The organism is Bacteroides sp. RTP31139st1_H2_RTP31139_211217 (assembly GCF_040227615.1).
Taxonomy (GTDB): Bacteria; Bacteroidota; Bacteroidia; order Bacteroidales; family Bacteroidaceae; genus Bacteroides; species Bacteroides uniformis.
In genome coordinates this window covers 3,492-20,236 of sequence record NZ_JBCNZM010000084.1, presented here as the reverse complement: position 1 = coordinate 20,236, position 16,745 = coordinate 3,492, and the positions used below count along the sequence as shown (strand labels likewise).

Below are 16,745 nucleotides of genomic sequence, written 5' to 3'. Positions count from 1 at the left end.
GGGCTTGTTCTATTTCACGGTTGAACAAGTTGGCGGCAATCTCCTCCAGATGGTTGGTGGTGCCTGCGGTGGCAGACAGTACCACAATCTTGGGTGTTGCATCTTTAATGAGTGTTGCTACATGTTTCATTCTCTCTACGGTGCCGACGGAAGTTCCGCCGAATTTACAAACTTTCATTTCTTGTTTCTTTTTTAACAGTTTCATAATTGCATTCATCCGGATGTTCTTCCTTCCGGCTTTTCATTTCAGGTGGCCTCTTTCCAAAATGGAAGGGGGAGGCATGAGGGGCTGTCACTGGGACTAGGCCTGCATAATGCCGCTGTGGCATTGTTGTGGTGGGATATTCATATCCCGGTTGGTGGCAGGCTCTTGCCCCTTCACCTATAAAAGTTCAAAAGATATGCCGTTGGTATTTGGGAAAAGCTTATATTTGCACACCCTGTTTTTTACCGTTATCAGTTTAAAAACTTATCGAATAGATATGAGTAAGATTCTAATCATTGATGATGAGGTACAAATCCGTACCCTTCTGACACGGATGATGGAGTTGGAGGGATATGACGTCTGTCAGGCTGGTGATTGCAGGGCTGCCCTGAAGCAACTGGAACTCCAAAATCCCGATGTAGTTTTGTGTGATGTGTTTCTGCCCGATGGAAATGGGGTAGACCTGGTGTTGGCTATCAAGAAGGCGGCACCCAATGTGGAAGTTATTCTGCTGACAGCGCACGGCAATATTCCCGATGGGGTGCAGGCCATCAAGAACGGTGCTTTCGACTACATCACCAAGGGAGACGATAATAACAAGATTATTCCTCTGATAAGCCGTGCTGTAGAGAAAGCGCGTATGAATGTGCGGTTGGAAAAACTGGAGAAGAAGGTGGGACAGACGTACTCTTTTGATTCTATCCTGGGAGAATCCAAAGTCCTGAAGGATGCTGTTTCATTAGCTCAGAAGGTGTCAGGGACTGATGTTCCTGTACTGTTGACTGGAGAAACGGGCACGGGTAAGGAGGTATTTGCCCAGGCCATCCATTACAGTAGTAAGCGTGCACGGCAGAATTTTGTAGCGGTTAACTGTTCTTCGTTCAGCAAGGAGTTGCTGGAAAGTGAAATGTTCGGTCATAAAGCCGGTTCGTTTACCGGCGCATTGAAGGATAAGAAGGGACTGTTCGAGGAAGCGAATAATGGGACTATTTTTTTGGATGAAATCGGTGAGATGGCGTTTGAACTGCAAGCCAAGTTGCTGCGTATTCTTGAAACCGGTGAGTATATTAAGATAGGTGATACGAAACCTACCCGTGTCAATGTCCGCATCATTGCCGCTACGAACCGCAACTTGTCCCAGGAGATTGTTGCCGGACGTTTCCGCGAGGATTTGTTTTATAGATTAAGCGTATTTCAGATACATCTGCCGCCATTGCGCGAACGTGCAGGTGATATCCGGCTGTTGGCGAAGGCTTTTATAAAGAGTTTTGCGGAACAGCTGGCGCGTCCGGTGGTTGAAATAGCTCCCGCATTTCTTGAAGCATTGGACTCCCAACCGTGGAAGGGAAATATTCGTGAATTACGTAACGTGATAGAACGCAGTATGATTGTTTGCGAGAGCGGATATCTGGACATTGCTGATTTGCCGTTTGATATTCAGAATGCCCATTATGAACACTCCAATGATTCAAGTCCCGGCAGTTTTGAACTTTCAGCTATGGAACGCCGGCACATTGCCCGTGTACTGGAGTATACAAAGGGGAATAAGACAGAAGCAGCCCGGTTATTGAAAATAGGTTTGACGACGTTGTATCGGAAGATTGAGGAATACAAGATCTCAGATCTATAATAGGGGGCTCAGTATACGACTGAGGTACCTTCGATATAGGACCGTGGCAAGATTATTCTTGAAACAGGCTTAGAAGCAGAAAGTGCCTATGGGCTAAAACATATCAAAACAGGTTGCACCTTTTCATTTTGAAAGGGTGCAACCTGTTTCTTTTTATACTTGTTTAGTATGTATTCTGTTGATAATTAATGGTGTATGGTATATGCGCTCTTTTTGGCACATATTTGGCACATTCCTGGCAGACAAAAATATGTAGTAACATTTTAAAAGGTAAAAACATGGGAATAACAGTATCATTTATTTTTTGCCTATTGAGCGGTTTGTTCGCCTTTTGGCTTTTCTGGAAATGCGTAGATTGGTTTGAGAAGATTTAAAAGAGAGAATTATGTACACAGCTTTATTTGTATTAGGTATTGTAATGTTCGGGTATCTGACTTATGTGCTGATAAGACCCGAAAAGTTTTAATGAATGGAGAGTGGAGAAATGAACACTGAAATTTTAGGTGTAGCCTTGCAGATTGTTCTGCTGATTGTGATATCCTATCCTCTGGGAAAGTATATTGCCAAGGTTTACAAAGGCGAAAAGACATGGTCGGATTTCATGAAGCCGGTCGAGAGATTGATTTATAAAGTGGCCGGAGTCAATCCGGAGGAAGAGATGAACTGGAAACAGTTCTTGAAAGCCCTGCTGATTCTGAATGCCTTTTGGTTTGTATGGGGCATGGTGCTACTCTGTACACAGCAGTGGTTGCCGTTAAATCCGGATGGAAACGCTAACCAGACACCGGACCTGGCATTCAATACATGTATCAGTTTTATGGTGAACTGTAATTTGCAGCATTATTCCGGTGAAAGCGGACTGACATATTTTACACAGTTGTTCGTCATTATGTTGTTCCAATTCATTACCGCCGCTACCGGTATGGCAGCTATGGCAGGTATCATGAAGGGTATGGCTGCTAAATCGACGAAGACTATCGGTAACTTCTGGAAGTTCTTGGTTTTGAGCTGTACACGTGTATTATTACCGCTTTCGTTGATTGTGGGCTTCATCCTCATTCTACAAGGTACTCCGATGGGATTTGATGGTAAGCTGGAAGTTCAGACGATGGAAGGACAAACCCAGTTGGTTTCACAAGGTCCTACGGCAGCGATTGTTCCTATCAAGCAATTGGGTACGAACGGTGGCGGTTACTTTGGATGTAACTCTTCACATCCGTTGGAAAATCCTACTTACTTGACAGATATTGCAGAATGTTGGTCTATCCTAATTATACCAATGTCTATGGTGATTGCACTCGGCTTTTACATCAAACGTAAGAAGATGGCTTACTCTATCTATAGCGTAATGCTTTTTGCTTTTCTTGTCGGTGTTTGCATCAATGTTTCGCAGGAGATGGGAGGTAATCCGCGCATTGATGAGATGGGAATTGCCCAAGACAATGGAGCAATGGAAGGTAAAGAAGTCCGTTTAGGGTCTGCTGCTACTGCTCTTTGGAGTATTGTGACTACAGTTACTTCCAATGGCTCTGTGAATGGTATGCATGATTCAACGATGCCTCTTTCCGGTATGATGGAAATGCTGAACATGCAGATTAATACGTGGTTTGGAGGTGTGGGTGTAGGTTTCATGAACTATTATACATTCATCATTATCGCCGTATTCATCAGTGGACTGATGGTGGGACGTACTCCGGAATTTCTCGGTAAGAAGGTAGAGGCGCGTGAAATGAAGATTGCTACCATTGTGGCACTGCTTCATCCGCTTATCATCTTGGGCGGTGTGGCACTTTCTTGCTTTTTGTTCGCTCATTATCCTGAATTTGTGGCAGGTGAGGGCGGCTGGTTGAATAATCCCAGTTTCCACGGACTGAGTGAGCAGCTTTATGAATATACTTCGGCTGCGGCCAATAATGGTTCTGGCTTCGAAGGATTGGGCGACAATACTTACTTCTGGAACTATACTACCGGCTGGACGCTGATTTTAGGACGTTTCCTGCCTATCGTAGGTCAGGTAGCCATTGCTGGTCTGTTGGCCGGAAAGAAATATGTTCCGGAGAGTGCCGGTACGCTGAAGACAGATACAGTAACTTTCGGTGTGATGACTTTTGCCGTTATCTTTATTGTGGCTGCCTTGTCATTCTTCCCGGCACATGCATTGAGTACGATTGCTGAACATTTCAGTTTGTAATAGTAGTTTGTAAAAAGTAATTTCATAGGTATGAAAGATAATAAATCAGCTTCTCTGTTTCAGAAGGAGCAAGTAATGGAAAGTTTGAAGCAATCATTCGTGAAGCTAAATCCACGGGTGATGATAAAGAATCCGATTATGTTTACGGTGGAAGTCGTAACGGTTGTCATGCTGATTGTCTGTTTCCTTTCATTGGGTACTTCGGAATATGGAGCATTCGGATATAATTTATTGGTATTCATCATCTTGTTTGTGACGTTACTGTTTGCTAATTTTGCTGAAGCCATCGCTGAAGCTCGTGGTAAGGCCCAAGCTGACAGTTTGCGTAAAACCCGTGAAGAGACTCCTGCTAAAGTGTTGGTTGATGGTAAAATCCATACCGTTAGCAGTTCACGTTTGAAGAAAGGTGACTATTTTATTTGTGAAGCAGGAGATACGATTCCTGCCGACGGTGAGATTGTGGAAGGTTTGGCCTCCATTGACGAAAGTGCCATTACCGGTGAATCTGCTCCGGTTATCCGTGAGGCCGGTGGTGACAAGAGTTCCGTAACTGGTGGTACAAAAGTTCTTTCTGATAAAATCAAGGTATTGGTGACGCAGCAACCGGGTGAGAGCTTTCTTGACAAGATGATTGCTTTGGTAGAAGGCGCTACTCGCCAGAAGACTCCGAACGAAATAGCATTGACTATTCTTCTGGCTGGTTTCACTTTGGTATTCGTTATTGTATGTGTAACATTGATTCCTATGGCTGATTATACGAATATTGACCATCCGGGAACTTATATCTCCATTGCAGCCATCATATCTTTGTTTGTCTGCTTGATACCGACTACTATCGGCGGACTGCTTTCTGCCATCGGCATTGCTGGGATGGACCGTGCTTTGCGCGCTAATGTAATTACAAAATCCGGTAAGGCGGTAGAAACAGCCGGTGACATTGATACCTTGTTGCTAGACAAGACTGGCACCATTACAATCGGTAACCGTAAAGCTACTAAGTTTCATTCGGCTTCGGGTGTTGACGAGAATTTGTTCGTAGAGGCTTGCTTGTTGTCCTCACTTTCTGACGAGACTCCGGAGGGTAAGTCTATCATTGAACTGGGACGTGAAAACGGTCATCGTATGCGTGATTTGAATACTACCGGTGCTCATATGATTAAGTTTACAGCCGAAACAAAATGTTCGGGTGTGGATTTGCAGGATGGTACTCAGATACGTAAAGGCGCATTCGACGCTATTCGCAAGATTGTGGAAAATGCCGGAAACAAGTTCCCGAAAGAGATTGAAGAGGTGATTGCTGTAATTACCAGCAACGGTGGAACTCCGCTGGTGGTATGTGTCAATCAGAAAGTTACTGGGGTAATTGAGTTGCAGGATATTATCAAACCGGGCATTCAGGAACGTTTTGAACGTCTTCGCAGGATGGGTGTGAAAACTGTGATGGTGACCGGTGACAACCCTTTGACAGCCAAATATATTGCAGAGAAAGCTGGAGTAGATGATTTCATTGCTGAAGCCAAGCCGGAAGACAAGATGGAATATATCAAAAAAGAACAGCAGGCCGGTAAGCTGGTGGCTATGATGGGTGACGGTACAAACGACGCTCCCGCCCTTGCACAAGCTAATGTGGGTGTGGCAATGAACAGCGGTACGCAGGCAGCCAAAGAAGCTGGTAACATGGTGGACCTTGACAACGATCCGACGAAGCTGATTGAAATTGTGGAGATTGGCAAACAGTTGTTAATGACACGCGGTACGTTGACTACCTTCTCCATTGCGAACGACGTTGCCAAGTACTTTGCTATTATCCCTGCTTTGTTTATGGTAGCCATCCCTCAGTTGGCTCCTCTGAACATTATGGGACTGCATAGCCCTGAAACGGCCATTCTTTCGGCTGTCATATTCAACGCTATCATTATTCCTATCTTGATTCCGTTGGCTTTGAAAGGTGTTCAGTATAAGCCGATCGGTGCCAGTGCGCTACTTCGTCGCAATCTGTTGATTTATGGTGTGGGTGGCGTCATTGCTCCGTTTGTCGGTATCAAACTGATAGATATGATAGTTAGTCTGTTTTTTTAAAACTTGGATAAAATGAAAACTCTTTGGAAATCATTTAAAATAACAATTGCATTTTGCATATTTTTCTCTCTGTTCTATATCCTTGTCTTGTGGATATTTGCACAGTTCGCCGGTCCCAACAAGGGAAATGCAGAGGTGGCAACACTCAATGGTAAAGTGGTAGGTGCAGCCAATGTAGGCCAGATGTTTACGCAAGATATTTATTTCTGGGGACGCCCATCTGCGGGTAATTATACAGCCGATGCTTCGGGTGGTAGTAACAAGGGACCTACGAACGATGAATACCTGGCAGAAGTGGAAGCCCGTATCGATACTTTTCTGGTACATCATCCTTATCTGAGCCGCAAGGATGTGCCTGCTGAAATGGTAACCGCCAGTGGTTCCGGTCTAGACCCACATATCACACCTGCTTGTGCTTATGTACAAGTGAAGCGTGTGGCTCAGGCACGTGGCATGAACGAGGCTGAAGTGAAAGCCATTGTAGACAAGAACATCAGCAAACCCTTTTTGGGGGTGTTTGGTACGGAAACTGTCAATGTGCTGGAACTGAACATTGCATTAGAAGAAGCCGATCAGAATAAATAATTTTTTAGTTGTGTTTGTCATGTGTTATGGGCAGGAGCGGAAGTATTTCTGTTCAGGCAGCGAAAGACTGTCATTTTACAGGGGGAGCCGAAACTTCCTTCCTGCCTTTCAACGATTGATTAGTAATGGTAAATAAATAGTTGGATATGAAAAGTTTAAAAATATCAATTCTAGTTTTTGCGAGTATGGTAGCTGCTTGTTTTATGGGAACCGGCAAAGTGCAAGCTCAGGAATTTACAATACAAGGTGATTTAGTCAGTTCTTATGTTTGGCGCGGCTTTTACCAGACGGGAGTCAGTTTTCAGCCCACTTTGGGTTTTGGGGTCGGTGATTTTTCTTTGACGGCATGGGGCTCTACCGATTTTGACGGAGTTTCTTCAGGAGAAGGGGCTGCGGCTAAGGAGATTGATTTGACGGCTGCCTATGCTTTGGGAGAATCAGGTCTAACTTTTTCTGTTGCCAGCTTGTGGTGGGGCGGACAAGGAGCAAGAAAGTATTTTAATTTTAAGAGTCACGAAACAGCTCATCACTTTGAAGCGGGATTAGCCTATACATTGCCGGTTGAAAAGTTTCCTTTGTCAATCGCTTGGTACACTATGTTTGCCGGAGCTGACAAAGATGATAAAGGCAGGCAGAATTATTCTTCGTATGTTGAACTCAACTATCCGTTCAGTGTTAAGTCTGTAGATTTGAACCTGACTTGCGGATTTCTGCCTTATGAAGCTGGGGTAGGAGTATATGGCGTTCCTAACAGCGGGTTTGCCGTAACCAATGTGGCACTGAAAGGTATTACGGAAATCAAGATTACTGACAATTTCTCAATACCTGTATTTGCACAAGCCATTTGGAACCCTCGTATGGAAGATGCACATCTGGTATTCGGCTTTACTTTAAGGCCATGATTTATTTAGATATAACTTTAGAACTCATGAATTAGTGTTGGATGCCCGTGGCGGTCGTGATGATCGTTACGGGTTATATGGCATATATAAGACAAGTAAAAAAACAGAAGAAATGAGTAGGGAAGAAAGCGTACAGCATTTTCTTGATTTGATTAAAAAGTCGCGGCGTGGCAAGTTCAAAGTCTACATCGGCATGATTGCTGGTGTAGGTAAATCTTATCGTATGCTTCAGGAAGCACACGAGTTACTTGACAACGGAGTAGATGTGAAGATAGGCTATATAGAGACACACGGGCGTGCCGGTACGGATGCTATGTTGGAAGGATTGCCCGTTGTTCCTCGTCGTAAGATATTCTATAAAGGGAAAGAGCTGGAAGAAATGGATTTGGATGCCATTATCCAGATACACCCTGAGATAGTAGTGGTGGATGAACTGGCACATACCAATGTGGAAGGTAGCCGGAATGAGAAACGCTGGCAGGATGTGATGGATTTGCTTGATGAGGGTATCAATGTGATTTCTGCCGTTAACATCCAGCACATTGAGAGTGTCAATGAAGAAGTACAAGGCATCTCGGGTATTGAGGTGAAGGAACGTATTCCCGATAGCGTTTTGCAAGAGGCAGATGAGGTGGTGAATATTGACTTGACTGCGGAAGAATTGATAGCCCGTCTGAAAGCTGGAAAAATTTACAAGCCGGAAAAGGTCTCTACTGCCTTGAACAATTTCTTTAAAACGGAAAATATTCTCCAATTACGTGAACTGGCTTTAAAAGAGGTGGCTTTACGGGTGGAAAAGAAAGTGGAGAATGAAGTGGTTACCAGTGTGGGAGTCCGTCATGAGAGATTTCTGGCATGTATCAGCAGCAACGAGAAAACACCACGACGCATCATTCGTAAAGCTGCACGTCTGGCAACCCGCTACAATACTTCGTTTGTTGCCCTTTATGTGCAGACTCCCAGAGAAAGTACTGACCGCATCGGTCTGGCAAATCAAAGGTATTTATTGAACCACTTCAAATTGGTGACCGAACTGGGAGGGGAGGTCGTTCAGGTGCAATCGCCGGATGTGCTGGGAAGCATTGTTGATACTTGTAGGGAGAAACAGATAACAACTGTCTGCATGGGAAGTCCGTCACTTTCTTTTCCGAAATCATTGTTCATGATATTGAAATACCGAAAATTTGTGCGTGATTTGGCACAAGTAAACATAGATTTGATTATACTTGCATAATATTAATTCTTAGGAACATTATGAATATTCGTACAAAATTGATACTCAGCGTAGGGGTATTGGCTGGAATGATTATTTTGTTGGTTGCTCTTTCTGTGGTGAATCTACAGATACTGACGGCTACAGAGCCGGATAGTCCTGCTGCTGTACCGGGATTGCAACGTGCATTGCTCTGGATTTCTGTGATAGGTGGGGTATGTATTTTTGCCAGTATCATATTGTTGGTATGGCTTCCCCGTTCCATCAGCAAACCTATTCAAGAACTGACGCGTGGGATTCTTGAAATAGCGAACCATAATTATGAGAAACGTCTGGATATGAGTGGACGCGAGGAATTTCGTGAAGTGGCTGATAGTTTTAATCGGATGGCGGAACGACTGACGGAGTATCGCGCCAGTACGCTGAACGACATACTTTCTGCTAAGAAATTTCTTGAGGCTATTGTGAATAGTATTGATGAACCTATTATTGGTTTGAACCGTAATAGGGAAATTCTCTTTATCAATAATGAGGCTTTAACTGTGCTGAATTTAAAACGGGAAGAGGTAATTCGCCGTTCGGCTGAGGAGCTTTCTTTGAAGAATGATTTGCTCCGCCGTTTAGTTCGTGAATTGGTAAATCCGGGTGAAAAGAAAGAACCGTTGAAGATTTATGCAGACAATAAGGAGAGTTACTTTAAAGCTTCTTACATTACCATTATAAATGCAGAGGCTGATGATGACGAACCTCATAATCTTGGCGATGTGATTTTACTGAAAAATATTACAGAATTCAAAGAATTGGATAGTGCCAAGACTACTTTTATCTCGACTATTTCTCATGAACTGAAAACGCCTATATCCGCTATTCTGATGAGTCTGCAGTTGTTGGAGGACAAACGGGTAGGGGTGTTGAACGACGAGCAGGAGCAATTATCGAACAGCATTAAGGAAAATGCTGATCGCCTTCTTGGGATTACCGGGGAATTATTGAACATGACGCAGGTGGAAGCCGGTAAATTGCAGATGATGCCTAAGATAACGAAGCCCATTGAACTGATAGAGTATGCTATCAAGGCCAATCAGGTACAAGCTGATAAATTCGGCATTCAGATAGAAGTGGAGTATCCGGAAGAAAAAATGCCTAAATTGTTTGTCGACAGCGAAAAGATTGCTTGGGTGCTCACCAATTTATTGAGCAATGCTATCCGCTATTCCAAAGAGAACGGGAGGGTGGTTATCGGCGCTAGGCATGACGGGGACTTTGTAGAAATGTATGTGCAGGACTTTGGAAAAGGTATCGACCCGCGTTATCATCAGAGCATTTTTGACCGTTATTTCCGAGTGCCGGGCACTAAAGTGCAAGGTAGTGGTTTAGGTCTTTCCATTTCGAAAGACTTTGTGGAAGCTCATGGCGGTACATTGGCTGTCCAGAGTGAGCTGGGTAAGGGGAGTCGCTTCGTTATCCGGTTGAAAGCGTAACGTTTTCTATTTTTTACGGTACTGTTGCGGAGACATGCCGGTTTGTTTCTTGAAGAATGTTCCAAAATAAGAAGCATTGGGAAAATTGAAGAAGTCGGCGATTTCCTGGATGTTTTTCTGGGTGTTCTTGAGTAGTGAGATGCTTTTGCGGATGATGGATTTAAATATCAGTTCCTGCACCGTGAATCCGCAGACGGACTTGGATAGTGCAGAGAGGTATTTGGGTGATAAGCAGAGTTTGTCTGCATAAAACTCTACGCCGCGTTCTTCCGTGTAGTGTGCATCTATCAGCTGAATCAGCCGGATAAAGATTTCATGTTTGTGACCAACCGTTGTTTTTAGGTTCATCAGTTTACGGTTGTAAATGGAACAGATGCGGTATGTAAGTCCCAGTAGAAGCAGTCTTTGTTCGTAACCATTAAAGGTGTTGTTGTCTAAGTGCAGGGTATTGTCCAATAGGGACATGTATTTCAAAACTTCTTCTTCATCTCCGGTGTTCCATACGTAGCATGGTTCAGTCCGGAGCTGCATGTATAGGTACATGGCTGCCACTGAATTGCCTATGATGTCCCGTATCGGTTCTATCTGGTAAATGAATATGAATAGTTGCAGGTCTTCCGATTCGCTCAACACTTGGAAGAGAGAATCTTCCGGGATGAAAACTGTTTCGCCAGCTTGGGCCGAGAATGCTTTCATGTTAAGTGAAAAGGTGAAGTTGCCTTGGCGGCAGACAATCAGTCCTGCTCCATTAATCATAAAAGGTTTTTTCAGGGAGGCAGGAAAGGAGCAGAGCATACCTTCTGAACTACAAATGTTTTCTCCGTTTGACAATGCGCGGTCTAAGTGGGATAAACGTTCTTGTTGGGTATCCATAACAGACAAAATTACAGGTTATACTGAAAATTGTCTGCTAAGTTAGTAATTTTCGTTTAGGATACCGCACGACAAGCACAAATATCATGCAAAACAAGCAGGCGTAGAGTGTCCATCCTGCCATTTCCTTTACAGCAGAGAGGGTGGCCTGCACTTGGATGCGTCCTTTGGTGGATATGGCAGCCATGCTGATTGCTTCTTGTTTGCTCTTTCCCTGATATTGCATACCTTGTACGGTCTGGGTAAACGAGGTGGATGCTTCGGGGTGCAGCATGTCTACATTCTGTGCATAGCGGGTGACGTAGTGCTGTTGGCGTTCTTGCAGTACATTCGTATAGAGTGCGGCTCCGATGCTGGGAGCCAATACCATGCGTACGGTAAGCATGGTACATATCCAAGAAGAAAGATATTTGTAAGGCATGCGTTGGGTGGCGTAGGTTGGAATCAGCGAATAGAGGAACATCATACCGGTAGAACGGATGATGACCGGATACTTCATCCGTTCGTACAGTCCTGCACCTTGTACCTCGAAATACATGAACATGGCGGAAAGCCCCAATAGAAGGAAACCGGCGGCAAAGAGATATTTGAAGTGTACGCCTTTTACGCTGAGCCAGATAGTGGCTATACCGCCGATGAGGTAGCCCAGCATGGACCAGTTGCTCAGGGTGGCATTCTGGAAGTTGTCCAGTTTCATACCTATGCCCGTGAATACATTGACAAACATGGCGCTGGAATTCAGTACCATTAACAGAAAATAGAATAGGAAACCCATACGGATGGTACGCAGTTTGAATACATCGAGCTGATAGTAAGGATTGCGCTGGGTAGACTCGATATAGAGAAATATGCCGCCAGCAATGATGGCGCAGACTGTGGCCCATTGTATGGTTGGGTCATCGTACCAGTCGAGCACTTTGCCATAAGTAAGCACGTAGGTAATGCAGGTCAGTGTGATGCAGAAGATGGAGGCATTGCCGAACTGCTTGAAGTTGATGGGGAAACGGCGGGTGGTATATTTATGATAAGGCATAGTAATGAAGGTGATGAGGATGCAAAGTAATAGTAGCCCCATCATAAAGTAGTGTATGTACTGCCATTCATATTCAAAAGCGAGCCAGGCGGTGAGCGAGGTTCCCAATTGCCCCAGTACCATGAAGAATAGGTAGATGGCGGGTTGTGCCGCACTCCGTTCGATGTCCAGCTTGTCCCAGCCTTCGTCAGTTGTGGGCTCGTTGCCGGGTGTAATTTTGTCGTACGCCTCGATATGCCCTGCATACTTTATGAGGGTGAAGAGGTTGACCATCATCAGCACCATTCGTAGGAATCCCATAAAGATGCTGCATAGTGCCAGCAGGAAAACGCTGTCTGTCTTGGCACAGATATAGCTGAAGATGTACATCAGGGAGAATCCTGCCAGGCACATCATTTTCTGCCGGCGTATGACTACCAGCCTATACAGAAAAGGGCAGAATGCTGCCATGCCAATGGAAGTGGCGAAGTTGGCAAACTGGATATGCTCGGAAATGATGCCGAGCTCGCTCATCATTTCGGTGCTTGCCACCGAGTAGGTACCGCCCACAGTCAGTATCGGCAAAAAGAATACGAATAGGATGATGATACCTACCGGTTTGGGTACCCAGTTGTAGAAAGGATAGTTCTTGGGGTATGAGGGCATGGGGATAAGGGTTAAGGGGTTAGGGATTAAGGGTTAAAGATTAAGGATTAGGGGGTAAGGATTAAGGAGTTGGTTGCCTTAATCCCTAACCTCTAATCCTTAATCCCTATTTTTTTGTTTTCGCTTTGACTATTACCATCATACCGGCGGCAAGGCTACTGTTGTCTTCTTTAGACAAATCGGTAAAGTCGATGCGGACTGGGATGCGTTGTTGTATCTTCACGAAGTTACCGGCAGAATTATCCGTGGGCACTAGGGAATACTTGGAACCAGTGGCTCCGGAGATAGCAGTGATTTTCCCTTTGAACTCTTTGCCGCTGATGGCATCAACGGTAATGGCTACTTCTTGTCCCAAGTGCAGATTCTCAATTTGGGTTTCCTTGTAGTTGGCTATAATCCACTTTTGTGTGTCAGGCAGAATGTAGGTGATGGTTTGTCCAGCAGTAATGAATTGTCCTTCTTCAAGAGTACGCCGTCCCAATTTCCCATCACAAGGAGCTACTACTACGGTGTAGGAGAGGTTCAGCCGTGCCATTTCGAGTGCGGCTGTTGCCCGTTGTATGGCAGCTTCTGTATTTTCACGGCGATGTGACACTTCGTTCACACCCGACAAGGCAGCTTTCTGTTGCCGTTTCACAGCTTCCAACTTCTTGTGGGTAGCTGCATATTCGGTTTCTATCTGTTCCAATTGAATGGGGGTGGCAGCGTTTCTCTTCACCAAGTTCTGGTATCGCTGGCGGTCTTTCTCCAGCTTGGTAAGGCGGATTTCTATCTCTGCTATGGAGGCGTCGTAGACAGAGGCTGTAGTTTGCGTGGTTTGTAGTGTAGCACCAATGACTGTGGCGCCGGCTTGTGCATCCTTGAGTGCAGCTTCAGCTTCCATGACTCTGATTTTATATTCCCGGTCGTCCAATATAAGTAAGGTATCTCCTTTGTGTACTTCTTGGTGTTCTGTGAAACAAATTTTCTTGATATATCCTGATGCGCGCAGATTGACGGGAGATATGTATTGTTCAATCTGTGCATCATTACTGGTTTCCGTCCGTTTGTAGTTCAAAAAGAGGCAGGTCACTTGAATTATTCCCCAGATAAGGATAGCTATTCCTAATAGGCTGACAACGATTTGCCAACGGCGAAGCTTCTTCAATTTCCGTGCTTTCTCTTGATGGGTACTTGCGGTGTTATTGTTCTCTTTTGTTTCCATATCTTCTATATTATATTGTTTACTCATTATTATATATATATCCGTCCTTGAATACGGACTCTATTCATCTTCCTCTTTAAGGAATTGAGGGGCTCAACGTCTCCAGCTGTCCCGTCAGCTTCAGCAAAGTCAGATTGGTTATCCGGTAATTGTAGTGGGCACTGATATAGTTGTTTTGGGCTTCGCTCATCCGCATTTCGTCCTGCAATACTTCGGTCATTGAAGCGATTCCTTCCCGATAACGGTCCATAGTAACGGTATATACATCTTCAGCAAGTAGATAATTGTCTTTCTGCTTCTTAAAGTTACGCTGACTGTTCATCAGGTCATTGGTAGCATTCAGATATTGTGTCTGAAGATTCTTTCTGGTATTCTCTTGGGCGAGCTTGATGTTCTCTATGTCGATGGTTGCCTTACGCATCTTGTAGCGTTTGTCCAGTCCGTCGAAAATGGGAATGCGTAAGGAGAGGCCCACTCCATAGGAGCGATACCAATGGTTGGAAGGGCCGGAATGGAACCAATGGTAAGCTTTGTCTGTATAGGCGGAGAACATCCAGCTTCCCGTCAGGTTCAAGGAGGGGATGTAACCGTTGCTGATTATTGTTTTCTGTTGTTCAGCAAGTTGTTTTTGTGATTGCAATAGCTGGAGTTCATATAGTGTTTCGGATAGCCCGGTGAGTGCTGCGGGCGTAATCGTTTCTGTATTCACTGGTACCAGTGCTATTCTTTCTTCCGCCGGATAGTCGATAATGTATTTAAGTAGATTCAGTTGCTGTTCCATCATGGCTTGTGCGTTGTCGTGCTGCACCTTGAGGTTCTCCAAGTTGATGTTGACGCGTTTCACATCTACTTCCATAGCCATGCCGTTGTCATAGAAGGCTTGAGTGATATCTCTCAACTCTTCCAGGCGAGTGATGTTGGCTTTTATCAAAATAATCTGTTCAGCTGTAACCTGTCCTAAATAGTACATTTGACTAATTTGGAGGATGAGGTCTTCTCTTGCCTTTCCATAAGAAAGGCGATTCATCTCATCCATGGTTTTGGCTATGGATAGAGTGGTGTAGAGTGTCTGGTTATAAAGTGGTATCTGCAACTGTAATCCAAAGTTGGCGTTGTATTGCAAGGTTTGGGTTACATTGTAGGGATTGCCATACGCTGAACCGTCGGTAACGGAGACGGGTGGATCGATATTGTCGTTATAGTTGGCAAAACCATTGATTTGGGGCAGCAGTTTGGCTCGATTCTCAGAGATGCTGTATTTCCCTTTTTGTATTTCCTTCCGTTTGCTTTGCAAGGACAAGTTGTTTTCGATACCTATTTTGAGGCAGTCCTCCAAGGTTAGGGTATTTTGTGCTCTTGTACCTAGTGCAAGCAGACACAGAAAGGAAAATGTGAACAGTTGTCTTTTCATAATAGTCACTTGATATTTGCACACAAAGTTAGTGGCTTAAAATGCAAGAGGACTATCCATATATCAACTGTTTGTATTCATATTTTCCTTTTTACTATAATTTGAAAACAAACCATAGTAAAAAATGAGTATTAAAAACAAAAAAGACCGCCAAGAGTGGAAGCCTCCTAACAGTCTAAATCTTCTTTGTAGCGGGACCCGGGATTGAACCGGGGACCTCATGATTATGAATCATGCGCTCTAACCAGCTGAGCTATCCCGCCATCATTTCTCGATTGCGGGTGCAAAGATATAGCTTTTATTTAAATTGCCAAAACTTTTATGGATATTTTCTGCTTTTTCTTTTGCTGATAGGGTGCTGAAGTGGTTTGCAGTACTTTTTATTAAACGTCTTTGTATAACATTATCAATGAATTAGGGGTGTATGGAAAGGGAGGTATAAATAAATTTGATGATTTATTTTCTGTAATTAGAAAAAAGTATTTATCTTGGCTGGCGCAATAAAAAGCAGAATAGACTATGGAAAGAAAGAAAATACATTTGGAATATCTCTTGAATGCGACTTCTAAAAGTATTCTTTGGGCAGCGATAAGTACCCCTACTGGTTTGGAGGGCTGGTTTGCTGATAGGGTTCAGTCAGACGATAAAACAGTAACCTTTTTTTGGGGAAAAACAGAAAAACGTGATGCCGAGATTATTGCCGTGCGGGCGTATTCATTCATCCGCTTCCGCTGGCTGGACGATGAGAACGAGCGAGAATACTTTGAACTGAAGATGACAAACAATGAGTTGACCAATGATTTCGTATTGGAGATAACAGACTTTGCCGATATAGACGAGGTGGGTGATTCGCGTGAATTATGGGAATCGCAAGTGGATACTTTGCGAAGAACTTGTGGTTTTTAGTTAACTTTAGATTAAAAATTTCCCGTACTCCCTTTTTTGTACTACTTTTGTGCTCTCATTGCATGAAACGAGTAAAATGCTGCGCATAAAAAAGTTAGATATATTTGTTTTGAAGAGCTTTTGCATGCTCTTTATGGGTACTTTCTTCATCTGCCTCTTCATCTTTATGATGCAGTTTTTATGGAGGTATGTGGACGAAATGGTAGGAAAAGGATTGGAGATGACTGTCCTTGCACAGTTTTTCTTTTATTCTGCGCTTTCGTTGGTACCTGCGTCGTTGCCGCTGGCTATTCTGCTGGCTGCCCTTATCACCTTTGGAAATTTCGGAGAACGTTTTGAATTACTTGCCATGAAGGCAGCCGGTATTTCTTTATTGAAAATCATGCG

The 16,745-nt window shown here is 44.1% G+C and carries 14 protein-coding genes, 1 tRNA gene and 1 pseudogene; 10 read left to right on the top strand and 6 right to left on the bottom strand.

Going from position 1 to position 16,745, the window contains the following annotated elements; all coding sequences use genetic code 11:
- Positions 1-178 (bottom strand): annotated as a pseudogene (locus tag ABUA47_RS14390) (aspartate kinase); the annotation flags it as partial.
- Positions 179-482: 304 nt separating this feature from the next.
- Between ABUA47_RS14390 and ABUA47_RS14385 the strand changes: the two are divergent.
- From ABUA47_RS14385 to ABUA47_RS14350, 8 genes are all read left to right on the top strand, one after another.
- Entirely contained in the window at positions 483-1,835 is a 1,353-nt protein-coding gene (locus ABUA47_RS14385; RefSeq protein WP_008662930.1) for a sigma-54-dependent transcriptional regulator, read from the top strand.
- 385 nt (positions 1,836-2,220) lie between these two features.
- Positions 2,221-2,301: a K(+)-transporting ATPase subunit F gene (kdpF, locus tag ABUA47_RS14380; RefSeq protein ID WP_055305132.1), complete on the top strand. Its 81-nt coding sequence runs from the start codon at positions 2,221-2,223 to the stop codon at positions 2,299-2,301.
- An 18-nt stretch (positions 2,302-2,319) separates the two neighbouring features.
- On the top strand, positions 2,320-4,026 hold the full coding sequence (kdpA, locus tag ABUA47_RS14375) for a potassium-transporting ATPase subunit KdpA (RefSeq protein ID WP_009037805.1): 1,707 nt from the start codon (positions 2,320-2,322) through the stop codon (positions 4,024-4,026).
- 30 nt (positions 4,027-4,056) lie between these two features.
- Complete coding sequence (kdpB, locus tag ABUA47_RS14370) at positions 4,057-6,105, top strand: potassium-transporting ATPase subunit KdpB (RefSeq protein ID WP_005834857.1); 2,049 nt, start codon at positions 4,057-4,059, stop codon at positions 6,103-6,105.
- Positions 6,106-6,117: 12 nt separating this feature from the next.
- Positions 6,118-6,690, top strand: a complete 573-nt coding sequence (locus ABUA47_RS14365) for a K(+)-transporting ATPase subunit C (RefSeq protein ID WP_005834858.1) — start codon at positions 6,118-6,120, stop codon at positions 6,688-6,690.
- Between the two features lie 146 nt (positions 6,691-6,836).
- A complete protein-coding gene (locus ABUA47_RS14360; RefSeq protein WP_034529308.1) occupies positions 6,837-7,592 on the top strand; it encodes a hypothetical protein in 756 nt (251 codons plus the stop codon).
- A 112-nt stretch (positions 7,593-7,704) separates the two neighbouring features.
- On the top strand, positions 7,705-8,826 hold the full coding sequence (locus ABUA47_RS14355) for a sensor protein KdpD (RefSeq protein WP_005834862.1): 1,122 nt from the start codon (positions 7,705-7,707) through the stop codon (positions 8,824-8,826).
- Between the two features lie 20 nt (positions 8,827-8,846).
- The gene (locus ABUA47_RS14350) at positions 8,847-10,286 is read left to right on the top strand and encodes a sensor histidine kinase (protein ID WP_008662938.1); all 1,440 of its coding nucleotides are present in this window, start codon (positions 8,847-8,849) and stop codon (positions 10,284-10,286) included.
- 6 nt (positions 10,287-10,292) lie between these two features.
- On the opposite strand, the gene ABUA47_RS14345 is transcribed toward ABUA47_RS14350, so the two are convergent.
- The 5 genes from ABUA47_RS14345 to ABUA47_RS14325 form a co-directional block, all read right to left on the bottom strand.
- Entirely contained in the window at positions 10,293-11,159 is an 867-nt protein-coding gene (locus tag ABUA47_RS14345) for a helix-turn-helix domain-containing protein (protein WP_008662940.1), read from the bottom strand.
- Positions 11,160-11,196: 37 nt separating this feature from the next.
- The gene (locus tag ABUA47_RS14340) at positions 11,197-12,837 is read right to left on the bottom strand and encodes an MFS transporter (protein WP_035449694.1); all 1,641 of its coding nucleotides are present in this window, start codon (positions 12,835-12,837) and stop codon (positions 11,197-11,199) included.
- 106 nt (positions 12,838-12,943) lie between these two features.
- Entirely contained in the window at positions 12,944-14,041 is a 1,098-nt protein-coding gene (locus ABUA47_RS14335) for an HlyD family secretion protein (protein WP_035449880.1), read from the bottom strand.
- Between the two features lie 76 nt (positions 14,042-14,117).
- Entirely contained in the window at positions 14,118-15,452 is a 1,335-nt protein-coding gene (locus tag ABUA47_RS14330) for a TolC family protein (RefSeq protein WP_035449691.1), read from the bottom strand.
- A 189-nt stretch (positions 15,453-15,641) separates the two neighbouring features.
- Positions 15,642-15,715 (bottom strand) — tRNA-Met (locus ABUA47_RS14325).
- A 256-nt stretch (positions 15,716-15,971) separates the two neighbouring features.
- Here ABUA47_RS14325 and ABUA47_RS14320 point away from each other — a divergent pair.
- Both ABUA47_RS14320 and ABUA47_RS14315 read left to right on the top strand, forming a co-directional pair.
- Positions 15,972-16,358: an START-like domain-containing protein gene (locus tag ABUA47_RS14320; RefSeq protein ID WP_005824726.1), complete on the top strand. Its 387-nt coding sequence runs from the start codon at positions 15,972-15,974 to the stop codon at positions 16,356-16,358.
- Between the two features lie 76 nt (positions 16,359-16,434).
- Positions 16,435-16,745, top strand: a 311-nt coding sequence (locus tag ABUA47_RS14315) for an LptF/LptG family permease (RefSeq protein ID WP_349831714.1), incomplete at its 3' end; no start/stop codon positions are given.